The sequence below is a fragment of the Kibdelosporangium phytohabitans genome (assembly GCF_001302585.1).
In the GTDB taxonomy this organism is placed as follows: Bacteria; Actinomycetota; Actinomycetes; order Mycobacteriales; family Pseudonocardiaceae; genus Kibdelosporangium; species Kibdelosporangium phytohabitans.
Map to the genome: position 1 here is coordinate 6,811,390 of NZ_CP012752.1, position 20,080 is coordinate 6,831,469.

The window sequence follows — 20,080 nt, forward strand, 5'->3', positions numbered from 1 at the left end:
GACACGACAACGGCGAAGGGCGCGACGGTGGCCGCTGCACCATCCTGGCGGTGCCGGGATTGGAGGAGTCCACAATGACGGTGCGCGCGGTCCTCAGTGACCTGCTGCGGGATCCGGTGCTGCTCGACGCCGCGGTGAACCGGTTGGTCGCCCGGATCAGGACGCGGGTGCCCGAGTACGACCGGATCCCGGACGCCGCGCTGCGGCAGGGCAACCGGCAGATCATGGTCGTCGCACTGGCGCACCTGCGTGAGGGGCGCATGCCGGACGGCGCGGAACTGCGGGAGATCAACACCGTCGGCGCCGAACGGGCCAGGCAGGGCATCAGCCTGTCCGCTGTGCTGGCCGCGTACAGCGCGGCCGGTGAGGAGTTCTGGAAACTGCTGTCCACGGAGGGCAAACGGCGTGGTGCGGACGACGCGGTCCTGTTGACGATGGTGCACCTGATCTGGCGGTGGCTGGACGCGGTCACGGTCGCGGCGGCCGAGGCGCACCGCGAAGTCGAGCTGCGCAGCGCGCGGGAAGACGAGCAGCGGATGGGCGACGCGTTGCGTGCCTTGCTCACGCAGGCGCCGTCGGAGCTGGCCACCCAGCAGTACCTGGTGCAGCTGGGTTTGGCACCGGGCGGGCGGTACTCGGCGTTGCGCGGCAGGCTCGCTCCCGGGGTCACCGTCTCGGCGTTGCGCGCGGCGATGCCCGAAGACGGGCTGGTCGCGGCCATGGTGCACCAGGATGTGTTGGGACTGCTGACATCGACGGTCGAGCTGCTGCCGTCGCTCGGCACGTTCGGGATCGGGCCGATGGAGGCCGACCTGCGTGCCTCGTACGTGGCGGCGGGCCGGGCGCTGACCGCGGCGCTGCGGCTCGGGCTGACCGGGCCGCACAGCCTGGCGTCGCTGCGGTTGTCGGGTATCGCCGCGGTCGACGGTGACATGGCGAAGGTGCTGACCGACCGGCTGCTGGTCCCGTTGCGGGTCAAGGGGAGTTTCGGCGAGGAGATCTGGCGTTCGGTGCTGGCGTACCTGTCGCACGGGCTGCGCGTCGACGAGACGGCTGCGGCGATGCACGTCCACCCCAACACCTTGCGCCACCGCCTCACCCATTTCGCCGATCTCACGGGCGCCGACCTGCGCGACCCGGCCGACCTGGCCGAGATCTGGTGGCTGTCGGCGGTTCCACCGCGGGTCCGGTGAGTGGGGACGCGCGCGGTGTCCCCACTCACCCGGCGTGTTACTGGCGCACCCGCGACAACGCGGCGGCCAGGTGTCCGGCGATCACGTTGACGTTCGGCGGGTCCAGCACCGACAGGTGGTGGCCGGGGACGACCACCAGCTCGAGGTCGGTGCACACCGCGTCGAACCCGCGAGCGGGATCCCGCCGGTCGAACCGCTCGTCACGCAGCCCGCCCGGGACCGGGTCGGCGGCGCTGTAGTAGATCACCGGCCCGTTGTACTGCGCGGGCTGGTAGCGCTCCAGGTGCCGCACGTCCAGGAAGGACAGCCGTTGATGCGTCAGGATCGCCTCGCTGACCCTGGCGTCGACCACCTCCGCGGCGAGGATGGTCGACGCGAGCAGGTCGGCCTGCGCCTCGTCGCCCAGCCGCGCCATCTCGGCGAACGGCAGGTCGACGTGCTTGCCGTACGCGCTTTCCAGGAACTCGCCGAACCGCTTGAACCGGCTCTCCAGCTGTTGCACCTCCGACAGCCCGTCCTGGTGCGGCAACGGGATGATCGGGTCGACCAGGCCGAGCAGTTCCACCCGCTCCCCCGCCGCCGTGAGCTGCTGCGCGGCCTCGTAGGCGAGGAACCCGCCGAACGACCACCCGGCCAGCCGGTACGGCCCGTGCGGCTGGATCCGCCGCAGCTCGGGCAACACCGCCGCGACGCGCTGCTGCACTGATTCGCCGTCCACGCGGTCGAATCCGTACGCGGGCACGTCCGGGTCGATCAGGTCCACCAGCTGGCGGAACACCGCCGTGTCGCCGCCACCGGGGTGGAAGAAGAACAGCGGCGTCCGGAATCCGCCCTTGCGCAGCACCCGGACGGGACCGGACCGGTGGTCCAGCTCCCGGATCTTCGCGGCGATCATCTCGATCGTCGGCTGCGCGAACAGCGCGGCCGGCGTCAGGGCGTGCCCGCTGCGTTCGGTGAGCAGCGCGGTGACCTGTTCGGCCTTGGCCTCGTCACCGCCCAGCGACCCGAAATCGTGGGTGACACCGACGGGGACACCGAGCACGTCCTGCCATGCCGCCGCGACGAGCCGCTCCGCCGCGTCCCTGGGTGGCACGAGCACAGTACGGCGAGGCAGCGGCGCGCCGGACGCCTCGTCGGACACGTCCATCTCCGCGTACAGCCTCGACGCGAGGTCCGCCAGCGTCGCACCGCGCAACAAGACCGGCACCGGCAGGTTGATCTCGAAGTCGTGCTGCAACGCGTTGCGGATGCGCACCGCCAGCAGCGAATCGACGCCGAGACTGGTCAGCGGCAGGTCGTCGGCCAGTGCCTCGGCCTGCAGGCCCATCACCGACGCCACCCGCGACCGCAGCTGGTCGCCGGTCAGCCTGCGGATCTCGGCCGGTTCCAGCTCACGCACCGCCTCGATGCCCGGCCAGTCACCGGATCGCGCGGTCGCGGTCACGTGTTCGGCGAGGATGCCCGCCGAGAACGGCACCTTGGCCAGCTCCGGGAAGGCGCCCACCAGGCGCGGCGCGTTCAGCCGCAGCGCACCCACCGTGCCGGGGGCACCGGCGAGCACGTCGGCGATCAGGCTCAGCCCTTCCGCCGGGGTGATCGGGTACACGCCGGGCAGGTCCACGTCTGTCGCGGCACCGACTTCCGCCCACGTGCCCCACTGCACGGTCGTCGCCGGGAGTCCCTGCGCACGGCGCAGGGCGGCGAGGTTGTCGAGGTAGGTGTTGGCGGTCGAGTAGGCGGGCTGGCCCGGTGAGCCCTGCAGCGCGGTGGCGGAGGAGAACCCGAACCACCAGTCCAGGTCCAGCCCGGCGCTCGCCTCGTGCAGCCGCCACGCGCCCTCGGCCTTGGGACGCCACGTCCTGTGCACGGTCTCCTCGTCGAGCAGTGCCACAGTCCGGTCGGCGAACAGTGCGGCGGCGTGCACGATGCCTCTCGCTTTGCCCGCCGCGGCGACCAGTTTCTCGGCCACGCCCGGTTCCGCGATGTCACCGAGCACGATCTCGACGTTCGTCCCGCCGGAGCGGAGTTCCTCGATCACGGCCATGGACGCCGGTTTCGGCGCGCTGCGGCCGTTGAGCACGAGCGTGTGCGCGCCCCGGTCGGCCAGCCAGCCCGCGATCAGCAGCCCGAGACCACCGAGACCACCGGTGATGACGTATCCGCCGTCGGGTCGGACCACCGGCCGCTGCTCCGGGTGCGGCGTGGGGACCGGGGCGGCGGACAGCCTGCCGACATACCGGCGGCCCGCCCGCCAGGCGATCTCGTCATCCGTGCCCGCTGTGGTCAGCTCGACCGACAGTTCCGCCGCGGCTCGCGCCGGGTCGGCGCCGTCGAGGTCCAGCCAGGTCGCCCGCAGCGCCGGGTGTTCGAACGACAGCACCCGGACCAGGCCGCGCACGGACGCGGGGCCGGGCTGGCCGAGTTCGTCGCCGAGCACGGTGGCCGCCGAGGACGTCACCAGCCACAGCCGGGGCGGCTCGCCCGGCAGGTCCACCAGGGTCCGGACCCATTCGGTGGCCGCCAGCACCGACCGCTTGGCCGTGCCGATTCCGTGGCCGTGGTCGGAGTCCTGCAGCAGCACCACGGACGCGGGCTCGTCGGCCGCGAGCACCGACGCGTCCACTTCGGACACCAGGCGCGCTTCGACGCCGACCGCGGTGAGCGTGGCCAGCGCCCGGTGCGCCAACGGGTGCCCTGGGCCCGCGACCAGCAGGACCGGTCCGTTCTGCCGGGTGGTCGGCGATTCCTGCGGCACCCAGGTGCGGTGCAGCAGCCGCTCCCGCAGCGGGGCGGCGATCTGGGCACGCGGGATCGCCCGGACGCGGATGCCGGTGATTTCCAGCACCACCCGGTCGTCCAGGTCGACCAGGCGCAACTCGCCGACGACCTCGCCGGGTCCCCGCTGCTCGACGATGCTCACGTACGCGTACGCCCCCTGACCGGGGTCGCCGAGCACCCGGACCGACCCGAACTCGACCGGCATGTGCAGCGTGTCCTGGCCGGCGTCCGCGGGCAGCACGGCCGCGAAACCCTGGAGGCAGCTCTCCAGCAGCACCGGGTGCACGAGATACCCGGCGCGGGGAACGGCTTCGGGGATGTCGATGGACAGCACCGCACTGGTCTTGCCGACCCGGGCGTCCGACACCCCGGCGAAGGCCATGCCGTACTCCACCCCGCGCGAACGCAGCCGCTGGTACAGCTCCGCGGGCGCCAAGCCGGTGCCTGCCTCGTCGTCCGGTTCCCGGTCGGTGTCGAGGGTGCTGACGCCGGTGACCGTGGCGGCGCAGTGCAGGATCCAGGCGCCTTCGGCGTTCTTGGTGTGCACCTTCATCCGGCCGCCCACGCCGTGGTCGAACGGCGTGAACGTCGTGGTGACCGGCGTGTGCTCGGTCAACGGCAACGGTTGGTGCAGCGTCACTTCCTTGAGCGCGAGCCGGTCGGGTGACGTGCCGAGCACGGTCGACGCGGCGACGAAGGCCATGTCGACGTAGCACGAACTCACCAGGAACGAACGGCCGTCGATGCGGTGGTCGGCCAGCCACGGCTGCGTGCCCGCGCCGAGATCCGCCCGCCACAGGTGCGTCCGCTCGTCCGGCAGTTCGACGTGGACACCGAGCAGCGGGTGGGTTCCGGCGGGCACCGCACGCGCGATCGGCTTGGTCCAGTGCTCCGTGCGCGTCCAGGGCGTGGTCGGCAGGTCGAGCAGCCGGCCGCGGGTGGCCGGTGGTGTGGCGGACACGGCCAGCAGCGCACCCAGGTTCGCGTGGAAGTGCCAGGTCTCGTCGTCGGACCGGCGCAGTGTGCCCAGGACGGTCGCCTTGCCCGCGGTTTCGGTGACCGCGTGGAACAGCACCGGGTGCGGCGAGATCTCCACGAACGTGGTGAACCCGTCGGCCACGGCGGCTGTCACGGCGTCGGCGAACCGGACCGCGTTGCGGACGTTGCCGACCCAGTAGCCGGCGTCGTGCGTGACCGTCGCGTGCGTGTCGGCCACCGCGGTGGGGTAGATCGTCACAGTCGGCTCACCGGGGCGTACCCCGGCGAGGTCCGAGCGCAACGCGTCGAGCACCGGGTCGACCATCCGCGAGTGACCGGCCACAGTGGACTTGACCAGGCGTGCCATCAGGCCGCGCCGCTCCACCAGTTCCACCAGCGCGGGCACCTTGTCGTGCCTGCCCGCGACCACGGTCTGGCCGGGCGCGTTGTAGACCGCGATGTCCACGTGCGCCGCGATCTCCGGGTACTCGGTGAGCAGCTTCCCGACCTCGGCCGCGGGCAGTTCCAGCACAGCCATGGCACCGGTTCCCGCGGTGGCCGCGAGCCGGACCGACCGGCGCACGGCGATGAGCGCGCCGTCCTGGAGGGTGACCGCGCCCGCGACCACGGCCGCGGCGACCTCGCCGAGCGAATGCCCGATGACCGCGGCGGGCTGGACACCGTAGTGCTGCCACAACCGGGCCAGCGCGACCTGGAGTCCGAACAGGACAGGCTGGAGCACCTCGAAGACCGTCGGCTCGTCGCCCGCTTCGAGCACCTCCCGCAGCGACGGGCCGGACACCGCCAGCAGCGCGCGGTCGACCTCGTCGACCGCCTCGGCGAACGCCGGTTCCTCGTCGAGCAGCCGCCTGCCCATCCCGGTCCACTGCGCGCCCTGACCGGAGAACACCCACACCGGACCGGGCCCGACCTGGTCCCGGTTGCCGAGCGCGACACCGGGTGTGGCCGTTGCCTGGGCCAGCGCGTCGAGACCGGAGATCAGCTCGGCGCGGTTGCCCGCGGTGATCACCGCGCGGCTGCGGCCGCTGCCGCGCCGGGCCAGCGTGTGTTCCACATCGGACAGCCCGGCGTGCTCCCCCGGCCCGGTCAGCCAGTCGGAGAGCTGCTTGGCCGCGCGGCGCAGCCGTGTCACCGAGGTCGCGCCGAGCAGGAACTGCCCCGGCTTGGTCAGCGTGCCCGCCCGCTGTTCGGCCGCGGGCGCCTGCTCGACGATCACGTGCGCGTTCGTTCCGCCGAAGCCGAAACCGGACACGCCTGCCCGGCCCGGCCGGTCCCGGTTGGGCCACGGCTGCTGCTCGGCGGCGACCGCGAGCCGGAAGTCGTCGAACGGGATGTGCGGGTTGGGTTCGGTGAAGTGCAGGCTCGCCGGGATCCGGCGGTTGGCCAGCGCCAGCACCGTCTTGATCAGACCGGTGATGCCCGCCGCTGCTTCGAGGTGACCGAGGTTGGTCTTCACCGACCCGACCAGCAGCGGCCCGCTCGCCGGGCGTCCCCTGCCCAGCACCGCACCCAGCGCGGACGCTTCGATCGGGTCGCCGAGCAGCGTACCGGTGCCGTGCGCCTCGATGTAGTCGACTTCGGCCGGGTCGACTCCGGCCGAGGCGTACGCCGTGCGCAGCAACGCCTGCTGCGCCTCGGGATTCGGCGCGGTCAGGCCGTTGGACCGGCCGTCGGAGTTGACCGCCGAGCCACGCAGGACCGCCAGCACCCGGTCGCCGTCACGGACAGCCGCCGACAACGGCTTGAGTACGACCACGCCGGCGCCTTCGGCACGGGCGATGCCGTCCGCCGAGGCGTCGAACGCCTTGCAGAGCCCATCCGGCGACGTGACGCCCATCTGGTCGAACGTCGCGGTGACTCCGGCACCGAGCAACAGGTTCGCCCCACCGGCGAGCGCGACCTCGCTCTCACCCGTGCGCAGACTCTGGATTGCCTGGTGCACCGCGACGAGCGACGACGAGCACGCGGTGTCCACCGCCATGCTCGGTCCGCGCAGGTCGAGCACGTAGGACAGCCGGTTGGCCGAGATGCTCAGCGCCGAACCGGTTCCGCTCCACGCGTCCACCCGGCTCACGTCGCCGAGGGTCAGGTGGCTGTACTCGTTGCCGCTGATCCCGACGAACACACCCGTCTGGGTGCCCCGCAACGAATCCGGCGACACACCGGCGTGCTCGAGCGCCTCCCACGCCACTTCGAGCAACAGCCGCTGCTGCGGGTCCATCGCGGCGGCCTCACGTGGCGCGATGCCGAAGAACTCGGCGTCGAACGAGGCGATCTCGTCGAGGAAACCGCCCCACCGGGTGGTGTTGGACAGCCGCTCGGCCTGCTCGGGCGAGTCGTAGCCGAACTGCTCCCACCGGCCGTCCGGGACGCGGGTGATGGCGTGGTTGCCTTCGACGAGCAACCGCCAGAACTGCTCGGGGCCGTGGATCCCGCCGGGCAGGCGGCACCCGATGCCGATCACCGCGATCGGCTCGGCCACGCCCGGGGCAGTCGCGCCCGCCGCCACCACGGGCGCGACTCCGGTTTCCGCCGGTTCTCCGAGCAGGACCTGGACGAGGGCGTCGATCGTCGGGTGCTGCCAGATCAGCGCGGACGGCAGTTCGCGGTCGAGCATGTCCTCGAGGTCGCCGACGAGCCGCAGTGCGTCGCGCGAGGTCAGCCCATACTCGCGGATCGGCCTGCTGGGGTCCACTTCGGACACGTCGAGAGCGCACGATTCGGCGATCTCCTCGGTCAGCCACTGCTTGAGTGCTGCCGCGGTTCTGGGCGAAGTCGTCACTGCGCGCTCCCTTCCTTGGTCGTGCCGGTGGTGTGGTCCAGGTACAGCTTCCTCGTCGCCGCGCGGGCGATCTTGCCGCTGGAGGTGCGCAGCACGGTGCCCGGCGGCACCAGGACGAAGTCGAGCAGCCGCAGGTCGTGGTGGCGCGCCACGGCGGCACGCACCTGCCTGCCGATCTCGGCGCGGTCCTCGTCGGTCAGGTCGAGGCCGCGGTCGTGGTCGGCCACGACGACCGGGCCTTCCTTGCCGTCCCGCTCGATCGGGAACACCGCGAGCCGGTCACGCCGGATCGCCGGGTGCGCCTCCTGCACGGTGGCCTCGATGTCCTGCGGGTAGTGGTTCTTGCCGTCGATGATGATCAGGTCCTTGAGCCGCCCGGTGATGAACAGTTCGCCGTGGTGCACCACGCCGAGGTCGCCGGTGCGCAGCCAGCCGCCCGCGGGCTCGGTGCCGTCGGTCAGGCGGCCGTCGAAGGTCTCCGCGGACCGCTCCGGCTGGCGCCAGTACCCGTCGGCCACGTTGCGGCCGTTGATCCAGATCTCGCCGACGTGCGAATCCGGCCGCACCGCGCCGTCGGCGACGATCTTGACCTGCTGGCCGACGACGTGCCCAGCCGACACCAGGTCCAGCGCCTTGTCGTCGTCCGCCGGGACGTCGACCGCCTCGCCCGCACCGAGCTTCTCCCGGTCCACGGTGACCACCAGCGGAGCGCCCGGTGGTGTCGTGCTGACGAACACGGTCGCCTCGGCGAGGCCGTAGGACGGGCGGTGGGCGGCGGGGGCGAACCCGAGCGGCCCGGCCACTTCCTGGAAGAAGTCGATGGTGCCTGCGCGGACCGGTTCGCTGCCGTTGATGGCCACGCGGACACCGCTGAGATCAAGCGTTTGCTTGTCCTGGTCGGACAGCTTGACCGCGGCGTACTCGAACGCGAAGTTCGGCGCGGCGGTGATCACGTTGGGGTGCGAGCCGATGATCCGCAGCCAGCGGGCGGGACGCCGGGTGAAGGCGAAGGGGGTGGTGAACACGCCGGGACAGCCCGCCGCGACCGGCAGGCAGACCAGTGATATCAGGCCCATGTCGTGGAAGAACGGCAGCCAGCCCGCGCACGTGAAGCTCTCGTCGACGCCGAATCCGGTGATCACCTGGTGCACGTTCACGGCCACCGCGTCGTGGGTGATCACCGCGCCGGCCGGGCGCCTGGTCGAACCGGACGTGTACTGCAGGTACGCGGGTTGGTCGGCGGCCGGCGGCACCGGCTCGAACCCGTCGGCGAGCGAACTGTCCACTGTGTCCACGGCGAGCAGCTGCTTCGGGCGCGGGACGGGATGCTTGTCGCGCAGTTCGCGGATGGCGCCCATTGCCGACGACGACGTCAGCCACACCTCCGGGTCGCTGTCGGCGAGCGCGCCGACCAGCCGTTCGCCGTGCGAAGCCACTTCCGGCGCGAACAACGGCACGGAGATGACGCCCGCGTACAGCGAACCGTAGAAGCTGACCACGTAGTCCAGGTTCTGCGGGCACAGGATGGCCACCCGCTCGCCGGGGTTGGTCACCTCGGCCAGCCGGGCGGCGAGCGCGCGAGCGCGTCTGTCCAGCTCGGACCAGCTGATCGACTCGGCCGCGCCGTCGCGGTCCTCGCTGTAGTCGACGAACGTGAACGCGGTTTCGCCGGACGACGCCAGCCGTGCCAGAGCAGCGGTCAGCGGCTCGAATCCATCCCGGAAATCGGTGTCTCGAACAACCATGGTGATCCCACCTGTTTGATTCGTGCAGGGAAAACTGGGCAAGGTCATCCCTGGTCTACCTGCCCCGGTGCAGGATTCCAGAACCTCGTGTCTATTCATTTCACCCAGTGTCAATAACCCTCACGGGGGAGGTTCTCCGCAAGGCCTGGGTTTTGCTTCTTCACCCATTCGAATGCTCCAACTCGGCGGAGGTTACCCGCGAGTCAAATAACGACGCAACGGGCCACCCTGTGAATCGGGGCACTCCTTGTGGAAAACCCGTTTTCTCATCGTACGCGGAATACGCAGAGTAATTTCACACCTTTACTCAAGGGCAAACCGAGCTTTCACGACTGCCGAATCTCACGCTCCGTGAGCGCCGAGCAGAGGAAGGCCCAAGACCGGTCCAGTTCGCGCTGCCAGCACGGCCACGCGTGCGTCCCCGGCCCGAAACTCGTCCGCATAGCGGGATGCCCCAGCCGCTCCAGCCGCTTGACCAGCGCACGCGTGGTCGGCGTGGTGAACTTCTCGATCATCTGCTCACCGTCGGCAGGCGGATCGCCCTCGATCCTGGTCCCGTCGCCCGCCGACAGGTACAGCGGCGTCGTGACCAGGGCTTCTGCCAGCCAGTACGGGTCGTTGGCCCGCCACACCCCACGATTTCGCCAGCGGGGACCCCACATGTTCCGCATCCGTTCACCGACACTCCGCAGCCAGAACCGCAGCACCGCGGCCCGGCCGAACCGGGTCGTGTGCAGCAGCCCGCTGTAGGACGCCGCCGCGACGAACATCCCCGGGTGTTTCGCGGCGTACGCGACCGCGCCGTACCCGCCCATGGACACCCCGGCCACCGCACGCCGATCGCTGCCGCTGAACTCGCGCTCGATGAGTTCCGGCAGCTCATGGACGTGAAATCGTTCCCACGCCGGTGTCGTCCCCTGGCTGTCGGGCCCCCGCCAGTCGGTGTAGAAACCCGCACGGCCGGCCGGCGGCAGGACCACGAGCACGCCTGCCGCGAACGCGCGGACGTTGATGTCGGTCTGCTCCGACCAGCACTCCGGCCCGTCGTCGCCGCCGTGCAACAGGTACAGCGTCGGCCACGCTCTGCTCGATCGGGGGACCCAGTCACGAGGGGTCAACAATCGCACCGTGACCACCCGGTCCAGCGCATCGGAACGGACGTCGAGTTCCGCGACATGCTGCTCGAGAAAACGAATCGCTGCCACCTTTTTGTCACCATGGTGATGCATCTGTCATCCTCGTTGTGATCCGGTATCGCACCGGAATACCGTTGAGGAAATAGCCCCACCTAGTCAAGGCGGGAGTGATGACTCGCATTTCACGAAGCCCGTGGTGGACCCTCGCGGCGGTTTCACTTGGCGGAATGATGGTCGGGCTCGACGGTACGGCGCTGACCATCGCGGGACCGGATATCGCGCAGTCGGTCGGCGCGTCCATGCCGGAACTGCAATGGATCGCCAACGCCTATCTGCTCACCCTGGCACTCGCGCTGTTCCCGGCGGGCCGCGCGGCCGACCGGCTGGGCAGGCGCACGGTCTTCCTCGCAGGCGTGCTCGGGTTCGGCGTGGTGTCCCTGCTGATCGCGCTGACCACGTCGAGCTGGCTGCTGATCCTGTTGCGCGGAGCGCAGGGCGTCTGCGGCGCCATGCTGCAGCCGGCCGCGCTGGCTCTGCTGCGGGCCGCTTTCCCGCGGGACCGGCTCGAACTCGCCCTCGGCATCTGGGGTGGCGCGTCGGCCGTGTCGATCGCGGGCGGCCCGATCCTCGGCGGGACCATCGTGGAGCACCACGGCTGGCCCGTGGTCTTCCTGATCAACCTGCCGGTCGCCGTGCTCACCGCCGGCCTGACCCTGTGGGCCACGAGGGAATCCAAGGCGACCGACCGCCCCGGCAGCGTGCGCGCCCTGGTGCGCACACCGGGCGTCCCGCTCGGCGCTGTCCTCATCGGACTGAGCTACTTCTCGCTGTTCGGGCTGCTGTTCTTCCTCACGTTGTACCTGCAGAACGTCCGGGACTTCACACCGGTGCGCGCCGGGGAATGGCTGCTGCCGCTGACCGCCGTCATCGTGTTGTCCGCGCCGATCGGGGGCGCGCTGACCGGCCGGTTCGGACCGAAGTGGCCCGCAGTCGGCGGGCTCGCGCTGATCAGCGCCGGGCTGCTGGGGTTCCGGACGCTGGACACCACCTCCGGCGCGGCCACGCTGCTGCCGTACTCACTGGTGCTCGGCACGGGCACCGGCATCGCACTGATCGCGGCGACCCAGATCGTCGTGGCCGGAGCGCCGGAGCGGATGTCCGGCCTGGCTTCCGCGCTGCAGCAGGCGGCGACCCAGGTCGGCGGTGTGCTCGGCATCCTGACGCTCGGCCTGGTGATGTCGTGGCACGTGCCTCCCGGTGCGCCGGATCCGGACGGGGTCACCCAGGGACTCGGTGACCCCGCGGTCTTCCTGGCCGGCTTCCACGCGTCCGCTCTGGTCGCGGCGGTCGTCGTGGCCATCGGCGCGGTACTGGCGCTGTGCGTGTCCGGGAAGCCCTGCGCGCGGGTGGAATCACCGCTCGCCGAGCCGCAGCCTGCCGGGCCACCAGATCCGGCGGCCGATGTCCAGCGTGAGAGCCGGTACCAGTAGCGAGCGCACGATCAGCGTGTCCAGCAGGACGCCGAAGGCGACCAGGAACGCGATCTGCGCCATGAACAGGATCGGCAGCACGGACAACGCGGCGAAAGTCGCGGCCAGCACCACGCCTGCCGACGTGATGACACCGCCCGTCACGGCGAGCGCGTGCAGCGCCCCGGCCCGGGTACCGCTCTTGTGCGACTCCTCGCGGACCCGGGTCATCAGGAAGATGTTGTAGTCGATTCCCAGCGCGACTAGGAAAACGAAGGCGTACAGCGGCACGGACGGATCCGAACCCGGGAAGTCGAACACGTTGTTGAACACCAGGGCGGCGACGCCGAGTGTCGCGGCGAAGGACAGCACCACCGTCGCGATCAGGACGAACGGCGCGAGCAACGCCCGCAGCAGCAACGCGAGCACCAGGAAGATCACCACGAGCACGATCGGGATGATCACCGTCCGGTCCCGCTCGGCGGACGCGATGACCTCGGCCTGGATCGCGGTCTGACCACCGACCTTGGCATCGGCGCCGGGTACGGCCCGCACGGCGTCCCGGATGCGCTGCACGGTCTCCTTGGCCTCCGGCGAGTCCGTCGTGGCCTGGAGGACCGCGTCGACCTCGACCTTGCCGTCGACCACCTTCGGGTTCGCGGTCACGTCGGCGACCCCGGGGACCTTCGCGGCCTGGACGACCTGCGCCGCGACCTGGTCGTTGACGACGACGACCACAGGACTGCCCGCGCCGCCGGGGAAGTGCCCGGCCAGCACCTCCTGGCCGACGACCGCGTCCGTCCGGTCGAGGAACACATCGGTCTGGCTGACCCCGGTGGACTTCAGCATCGGCGCCAGCGCGGCCAGCGCGGCCAGCACCAAGGCGGTGGCGATCCACACCGGACGGAACCGGCGGCCGACCACCTCCGCCAACCGTTGCCACACACCGGGTTTGTGGTGCTTGTTGGGCTGTGTGGGCCAGAACGCCGCACGCCCGAGCAACGCGAGCGCGGCGGGCAGGAAGGTCAACGACGCGATGAGCGACGCGGCGATGCCGATCGCCGCGACCGGCCCGAGGCCCTTGTTGGAGGACAACTCGCTGAACAACAGGCACAGCAGACCGAGGATGACCGTGCCCGCGGACGCGGCGATCGACTCGAACGACGCCTTCACCGCGGCCACGATCGCCTGCCACGATCCGGCGCGGTCCACCAGTTCCTCGCGATATCGCGCGACCAGCAGCAGCGCGTAATCCGTGGACGCGCCGAACACGAGGATGAACAGGATGCCCTGGCTCTGCCCGTTGAGGGTCAGCACGCCGTCCCGCGCCAGCGGATACACCGCGGCCGAGGACAGCACCAGGGCCAGCCCGGCGGACGCGAGCACGACGATCGGCAGCAACGGGCTGCGGTAGACCAGCACGAGGATGACCACGACCACGATCGCGGTGATCACCAGCAGCTGTCCGTCGATCCCGCCGAACACCTCACCGAAGTCGGCGGTGAACCCGGCCGGACCGGTCACGTTGACCCGCAGGCCGTCCGGCAGGTTCTCGGCGGCGATGTCCCGCATCTTCCCGACGGTCTTGCCGGTCTCGAATCCGTCCACACCGGACACCGGAACGATCACCCGCACCGCGTCGCCGGCCGGCGCGGTCACCGGGGCGGACGATGGCCCGGCGAGGCCGGGCAGCCGCGCGATCCGTGCGGCCCGGTCGGCCACGACCTGGCTGTCGCCGTCGGCCAGTTTGCCGTCCCTGCTGTAGATCACGAGCGCGGGCTGGATCTTGCCGCCCGCGAACTTCTCCTGCAGGTGGGCTACCTCGGTCGCTTCGGCGTCGGCAGGCAGGAACGACACGCCGTCGTTGGTCTGCACCTGGGCGAGCTTGCCGGGCAGCCCGCCGCCGAGTGCGCCGAACACCAGCCACGCGGTGATCACCAGCGCGGGCAGCACCCACCGGACAGGCCCCGGCCGCGTGCGCTGCTCGTGTTTCCTGGTGTTCTGGATCTCGACCTGCATCGGCACACCGCCTGGCGAAGATGTGGTTCGGTGGTCAAACCTAACTCGCCAGTAGCTACGACGCGCAACCAAACGACCGCGAGTCGTGACCAGACCCACAACCCGCGGCCGGGTGGCTCGATGTCCACAGTGACGCCACTGTGGACAGGGGATGGCAGTTCAACTCATCCTGAATTCACGGTGGATGAACACCTCGTGCCGAGACGAGTCCGCGCAATCCAGTGTGGACTGATCCGCGACCCCGCTTCCCCGCCTTCGTGGCGCGCCTATTTTTGTCACTTCTCTATTCACTGTGTTCGTAGTCCTAAACGAAGTATCGTCAGAGCCGGGCCCTGAGGCGGGCACTGAGATCGGGGTCGCCGGCGAGACCCTCGGTCACCCAGGACACCGCGGCCGGGGCGAACAACTCGCGCGGCGCGGCATCCCAATCCAGCGGGCCGAACGGCGGCTCGGGGTCGTACTCCGCGCCGAACTGGGCTATCCGGGCCGCGTCCTGCCCAGCGAGCCGGGCGACGAGGTACAGCCCCATGTCGATCCCCGCCGACACCCCAGCGGCGGTGATCACGTCACCGTCCTCGACCCAGCGCTCCCGCACAGGCGTCGCGTCGAACTCCGCCAGCAGATCGAGCACCGTCCAATGCGTGGTGGCACGCTTTCCCTTCAGCAGCCCGGCCGCCCCCAGCAACAACGAACCACTGCACACCGACGCCGTGATCTCCGCGCTCGCCGACGCAGCACGCAGGTAGCCCAGCAGCGCCTTGTCCGTCATCGCCCGGAACGCCGGGGCAGCGCCGCCCGGCACCACCAGCACAGCCGGGTCACGCACCTGGTCGAAGGTGTGGCTCGGGGTGATGCGCAGCGGGGCGTCGGTCTCGTGTTCCTCGATCCGCGCGCCGACCACGGTCAGCTCGTACTCCGGTTCCATCCACGTCAGCATGCCCAGCATCGTGACCGGGCCGACCAGGTCGAGCGGGGTCAGACCGGGGAACACCACACACGCGATCGTCTTCTGCGTCATGGGTCCCAGCATGGCCCGGACCACGCCTCCGACGACCGGAATGTCCGTATTCGTGGGAAAGACGTCCTGGCTTCGAGGTTCGCAGACGCCCACGCGACATACCCGTCCAGCAGGTGCCGGGCGACTGCCGCGCTCACCCACGGTGACCGGAAGAGGACTTCCGGCCCGCGCTGGACATGGCGGCGGCACCGGCACGACGCGACGCATGACGGCGTCCCCAGTGGGTACTCCGAAGGCGGAAAAGACCAAAAGGGAGGGACGAAATGCCGCAGCAGGCGTGGAGCAACAAGCGCGAACGCCAGTACAAGCACATCAAGTCGTCAGCCAAGGACCGTGGCGCGAGCAACGACCGGGCCGAGGAAATCGCGGCGCGCGTGGTCAACAAGAACCGGGCGCAATCCGGCGAATCCCGCACGGCGAGCAAGTCGTCGGTGAACGACAAGTCGCCGCAGAGCCGCGGCGGTCAGCGGTCCGGCCGCAAGGGCCCCAAGGGCCCGACCAAGGATCAGTTGTACAACGAGGCCAGGAAGCGCAACGTCAAGGGGCGGTCGAGCATGTCCAAGGCGGAACTGCAGAAGGCGCTCGGCCGGTGACCGGGCCGGAGATCGACGCGAACACGGCGGCGAGCATGGAAGAGGACGCCGACTTCGCCAGCGAGCACACCAAGCCGACCTTCGCCGACGAGGACAATCCGGAGGGATCCGAAAACGAATCCGTCCCCGAGGGTGACGGCGGTATGGACCTCGGCCAGCGCCGGCGACCCGACTGAGTCACTCCAGCCGCTGGCCCTGCACGGTCGGCGTGGTCCCCGTCGGCGCGGACGCCTTGCGGACGAAGTCGACCGCCACGAGCCGCAGCTTCGTGTTCGTGCCCTGCGAGTAGGTGATCAGCCGCCGGATCGCCTCGTCCGCGCTGATCTTGTGCGTGGCCATCAGGATTCCCTTGGCCTGCTCGATCACCGCGCGTGACCGCATGGCGGCCTCGAGGTGGTCGGCCAGCTCGCGGACCTGCTGGTATCGGCGGACCGTGCGCAGGCCGAAGGTCACCACCGTGACGTACAGCTCCAGCAGCGTCGAGTCGGTTTCCGCGAAACCGTGGTTGTCGAACCCGAAAAGGTTGATCGCACCGGACAGATCCGGATCGACCCGGAACGGCGCGGCCAGATAACTCCCGACTCCGACCTGTTTGGCACTCGCGGTGAAGTCCGGCCACAGTTCACTGGCGTTCTCCAGCGACAGCCGCACGGTCTCCCCCGTCGCCGCCGCCCGCAGGCACGGCCCGTCCCCCGCCGCGTACTGCGCCTGGTCGACGGTGAACGCCCGCTCGTCGGAATATGCCGCGGTCCGCGCGCCGCCACTGTCGATCGCGGTTATGCTGGCCATGTCCGCACCCGGTACGACGCGCACCGCCTCGGCGCAGATCGCGTTGAGCACCTCCGCGCTGTCCGACGCGTTCTCAAGGGTTTCGATGAGATCGGCCATCGCCGATCTGACTTCGTCAAGCAACGCAGCCATGCGAATATCACCCACCAGTCAGCCGGCTCCATTCACTGCCTTTACCGCATACGCGGAAAAGCAGCCTAAAAACGCCACCACGAACGGGGCCGCTGACTGCTCAACGAAACCGTCGGTATCCTACCCGCACCTGGGGCCGGGTGATCAGCACGGGTCCGCACATCCGGGTTTGGCCGAGGCGATCGTGGAAACTCCCATCACAGATCCGTGTGCACCACGTGGGCGTAAAGGATCGAGGCTTCGCCGGTCCAACAGCGGGCCGGCGGAGCCGCACTGACGGAATTTGTCGGTATTGCGGTCCGGCCGGCCGCGCGGTTGGCCCCATCGGGAGCCGGGTATCCAGTCCCATGAGCGACGCCGAGGACTCGGACAACAAGCGATTAGCCCGCAACCTCAACGAACTGCTGCAGGAGCTGCGCGTCGCGCAGGCGGGCGTCCAGATCTTGTTCGGCTTCCTGTTGTCCATTGTGTTCACCGAGCGCTACCAGGAGGTCGACGACTACGTCAGGACGACCCACTTCATCACCGTCCTGTTCGCCACGGCGGCGACGGCGCTGATGACGGCACCCGCCGCGTGGCACCGCGTGCTGTTCCGGCACGGCAAACGGGAGAGGATCATCCGGGTCGCCAACAAGATGGCGGTCAGCGGCCTGGTGTGCCTCGCCGTGGCGATCACCGGAACCGTCCTGCTGATCGGCGAGATGGTGCTCGGCGGGTGGGGCGCGATCGCGCTCGGGGTCGCCGCCGCGGTCGGCTTCAGCACCCTGTGGTTGCTTCTTCCGTTGCGGGAACGGATACGTGCTGACCGACCGGCACCACTGCGTCATCACAGCGACGGGACACCGAGTGAACAGCCAGACGAGCGACCAGCTGACCTTGGGCGTTGAAGAGGAGTTCTTCGTCGTCGACCGCCGCGGTCACCTGTCGGTACACGCGGCCACCGTCGTCGCCGCCGCCGACGACCAGGACGGGGAGCTGCAGACGGAACTCACCCGATCCCAGGCGGAGCTCGCCACCGGCGTCTGCGTCGACCGTGACGAGCTGCTGGGACAACTGCGCTCCCTGCGCACCGAACTCGCCGTGGTCGGCGCACGCCGTGACCTGCGGCTGCTGCCGAGCGGCACGGCGCTGATCGCGGAGGACGACCCGCCCGCCATCACCCCCAACCCGCGTTACCAGCGGATGGCCCACCACTTCGGCACCATGATCCAGCACGTCACCACCTGCGGCTGCCACGTGCACGTCGGGATCCCGGACGCCGCGACCGGCATCCACGTGCTCAACCACGTCCGGCCGTGGCTGCCGATGCTGCTCGCGCTGACCGCGAACTCGCCGATCGAGGCGGGCGCCGACACGCGCTACCGCAGCTGGCGCTACCGGAAGTGGTCCCAGTGGCCGTCGGCCGGGCCGCCGCCGGTGTTCTCGTCCCCCGACCACTACGAGTCCGTTGTGGACGGCTGCCTCCGGTCGGGCGCCATCCTCGACCGAGGGATGGTCTACTGGGACATCAGGTTGTCCGAGCACCAGCCGACGCTGGAGTTCCGGATCAGCGACGTCGCCGCGACGCCGGAGGAAGCCGTCCTGCTCGCGGTGCTCATCCGCGGGCTCACGCACACCGCGCTCAACACCAGCCAGCCGCCGCCGGACCTGCCCAACGACGTGCTGCGCGCCCAGCTGTGGCGGGCCGCCCGCGACGGCCTCGCGGGCCAGTGCCCGTGTCCCACGCAGGACATGCCGATCGCCTCGTACACCGCGTTGACCGAGCTGCTGAACCTGCTCAAGCCCGCCCTGCGGGAGAACGACGACCTGGAGTTCGCCGAGGACCTCGTCAGCAGGCTGCACCGCACGGGCGGCGGAGCCGACCGCCAGCTGCGGACCCTCGTGCGCACAGGTGACCCGTTGGACGTGGTCGGCATGCTCGTCGTGGATCCGTCCGCATAGGAACGCGTCGAACAGGCCGGGGCCCGCGTCAGGCCGACCAGCCCCGTCTCCACTGGGAAACATGCGCAAATGGCAATAACAGGGTCCAAACGGACCTACGTCCGGCCGTGCGCGCCAGGGAAGCTCACAAGGTCATCCCTGCCCACTCCGCTGGAGGCACCCTCCCATGCGTACAAGATCCCTGCTCGCGCTCGTGCTCGCCGCGGGCGGTCTGCTGGCCGGTCCGAACGCGACAGCGTTACCGTCGGCCGATGCGGCGCCTGACATCTCGCTGGCGAACGTGCAGACGCACCTCAACCAGCTGCAGACCATCGCGACCGACAACGGCGGCAACCGGGCGCACGGCCGTCCCGGCTACCGCGCGTCCATCGACTACGTCCAGGCCCAGTTGAACGCGGCCGGGTACACCACCAGCCTGCAGCCGTTCACCTCCAGCGGGGCGACCGGGTGGAACCTGATCGCGGACTGGCCGGGCGGCGACCCGAACGCCGTGCTGATGGCCGGTGGCCACCTCGACAGCGTCTCGGCCGGGCCGGGGATCAACGACAACGGATCGGGCTCGGCCGGGCTGCTCGAGGTCGCGCTGACCGTGGCCCGCACGAACTTCCAGCCGCAGAAGCACCTGCGGTTCGGCTGGTGGGGCGCCGAGGAACTCGGCCTCGTCGGCTCGACGTACTACGTCAACAACCTCCCCGCCGCCGAGCGGACGAAGATCAAGGGCTACCTGAACTTCGACATGATCGGCTCCCCCAACCCCGGCTACTTCGTCTACAGCAGCAGCGGCCAGCCCACCGGCTCGATCGAGCTGCAACGCGCGCTGGAGGCACACTTCACGACCATCGGCGTGCCCACCGAGCTGACGTCGGTCGGCGGCCGGTCCGACCACGCGGCGTTCGCGCGGGCGGGCATCCCGACGGGCGGGCTGTTCACCGGGGCGGAGGTGACCATGACCGCGGCGCAGGCCCAGAAGTGGGGCGGCACCAGCGGAGTGGCCTTCGACCGCTGCTACCACCGGTCCTGCGACACCACGTCGAACATCCACGCGACCGCACTGGACCGCAACAGCGACGCGATCGCCACGGCCATCTGGTCGTTGTCGGGTACGGGCACACCGCCGGGACCGCGGTTCGAGAACACAACCCCGGTCACCATCCCCGACGTGTCCACTGTGGAAAGCCCGATCACGGTGAGCGGTGTGCCGGGCAACGCGCCCAGCACGCTGAGCGTGGGCGTGAACATCACGCACACCTATCGCGGTGACCTCGTCGTCGACGTCCTCGCTCCCGACGGCACGGCGTACAACATCCACAACCGGGCGGGCGCAAGCGCAGACGACCTGGTCGGGACGTTCACCGTCAACGCGTCCAGCGAAGTCGCCAACGGCACGTGGAAGCTGCGTGTCCGTGACGCGGCGTCAGCGGACGTGGGCCGGGTCAACAGCTGGAACCTGCAGTTCTGACCGTGACCGAAGGCGGGAACCATGGTG

The 20,080-nt window shown here is 70.1% G+C and carries 13 protein-coding genes; 7 read left to right on the top strand and 6 right to left on the bottom strand.

Annotated elements, in window-relative coordinates; all coding sequences use genetic code 11:
* Positions 1-74 precede the first annotated feature (74 nt).
* Positions 75-1,193, top strand: a complete 1,119-nt coding sequence (locus tag AOZ06_RS56955) for a PucR family transcriptional regulator (protein ID WP_054292592.1) — start codon at positions 75-77, stop codon at positions 1,191-1,193.
* Positions 1,194-1,230: 37 nt separating this feature from the next.
* Here the strand turns inward: AOZ06_RS56955 and AOZ06_RS30725 are convergent, their stop codons facing one another.
* From AOZ06_RS30725 to AOZ06_RS30735, 3 genes are all read right to left on the bottom strand, one after another.
* Entirely contained in the window at positions 1,231-7,752 is a 6,522-nt protein-coding gene (locus AOZ06_RS30725) for a type I polyketide synthase (RefSeq protein WP_054292593.1), read from the bottom strand.
* Positions 7,749-9,497 (bottom strand): fatty acyl-AMP ligase, encoded by a 1,749-nt coding sequence (locus tag AOZ06_RS30730; RefSeq protein WP_054292594.1) that lies wholly within the window; start codon positions 9,495-9,497, stop codon positions 7,749-7,751. The genes AOZ06_RS30725 and AOZ06_RS30730 overlap by 4 nt, the downstream gene beginning before the upstream one ends.
* A gap of 326 nt (positions 9,498-9,823) precedes the next feature.
* Positions 9,824-10,702, bottom strand: a complete 879-nt coding sequence (locus AOZ06_RS30735; protein WP_054292595.1) for an alpha/beta hydrolase — start codon at positions 10,700-10,702, stop codon at positions 9,824-9,826.
* Positions 10,703-10,860: 158 nt separating this feature from the next.
* On the opposite strand from AOZ06_RS30735, the gene AOZ06_RS30740 reads away from it, so the two are divergent.
* A complete protein-coding gene (locus AOZ06_RS30740) occupies positions 10,861-12,123 on the top strand; it encodes an MFS transporter (protein ID WP_063810139.1) in 1,263 nt (420 codons plus the stop codon).
* Here AOZ06_RS30740 and AOZ06_RS30745 read toward each other — a convergent pair.
* Together AOZ06_RS30745 and AOZ06_RS30750 are read right to left on the bottom strand one after the other, a co-directional pair.
* Positions 12,046-14,121, bottom strand: a complete 2,076-nt coding sequence (locus AOZ06_RS30745; protein WP_054297031.1) for an MMPL family transporter — start codon at positions 14,119-14,121, stop codon at positions 12,046-12,048. The genes AOZ06_RS30740 and AOZ06_RS30745 overlap by 78 nt on opposite strands.
* Before the next feature lie 319 nt (positions 14,122-14,440).
* Entirely contained in the window at positions 14,441-15,139 is a 699-nt protein-coding gene (locus AOZ06_RS30750) for a DJ-1/PfpI family protein (RefSeq protein ID WP_054292596.1), read from the bottom strand.
* 263 nt (positions 15,140-15,402) lie between these two features.
* Between AOZ06_RS30750 and AOZ06_RS30755 the strand changes: the two genes are divergently transcribed.
* On the top strand, positions 15,403-15,732 hold the full coding sequence (locus AOZ06_RS30755; protein WP_054292597.1) for a hypothetical protein: 330 nt from the start codon (positions 15,403-15,405) through the stop codon (positions 15,730-15,732).
* Entirely contained in the window at positions 15,729-15,908 is a 180-nt protein-coding gene (locus AOZ06_RS30760) for a hypothetical protein (RefSeq protein ID WP_054292598.1), read from the top strand. The genes AOZ06_RS30755 and AOZ06_RS30760 overlap by 4 nt, the downstream gene beginning before the upstream one ends.
* Before the next feature lies 1 nt (position 15,909).
* Here AOZ06_RS30760 and AOZ06_RS30765 read toward each other — a convergent pair whose 3' ends face one another.
* On the bottom strand, positions 15,910-16,653 hold the full coding sequence (locus AOZ06_RS30765; RefSeq protein ID WP_054292599.1) for a GAF and ANTAR domain-containing protein: 744 nt from the start codon (positions 16,651-16,653) through the stop codon (positions 15,910-15,912).
* A gap of 347 nt (positions 16,654-17,000) precedes the next feature.
* Between AOZ06_RS30765 and AOZ06_RS54760 the strand changes: the two genes are divergently transcribed.
* From AOZ06_RS54760 to AOZ06_RS30780, 3 genes are all read left to right on the top strand, one after another.
* Positions 17,001-17,540, top strand: coding sequence for a DUF6328 family protein (locus AOZ06_RS54760; protein WP_083472048.1), 540 nt, complete (start codon positions 17,001-17,003; stop codon positions 17,538-17,540).
* Entirely contained in the window at positions 17,500-18,594 is a 1,095-nt protein-coding gene (locus AOZ06_RS30775; protein WP_054292600.1) for a carboxylate-amine ligase, read from the top strand. The genes AOZ06_RS54760 and AOZ06_RS30775 overlap by 41 nt, the downstream gene beginning before the upstream one ends.
* 166 nt (positions 18,595-18,760) lie before the next feature.
* Positions 18,761-20,053, top strand: a complete 1,293-nt coding sequence (locus AOZ06_RS30780; protein WP_054292601.1) for a M28 family metallopeptidase — start codon at positions 18,761-18,763, stop codon at positions 20,051-20,053.
* Positions 20,054-20,080 lie beyond the last annotated feature (27 nt).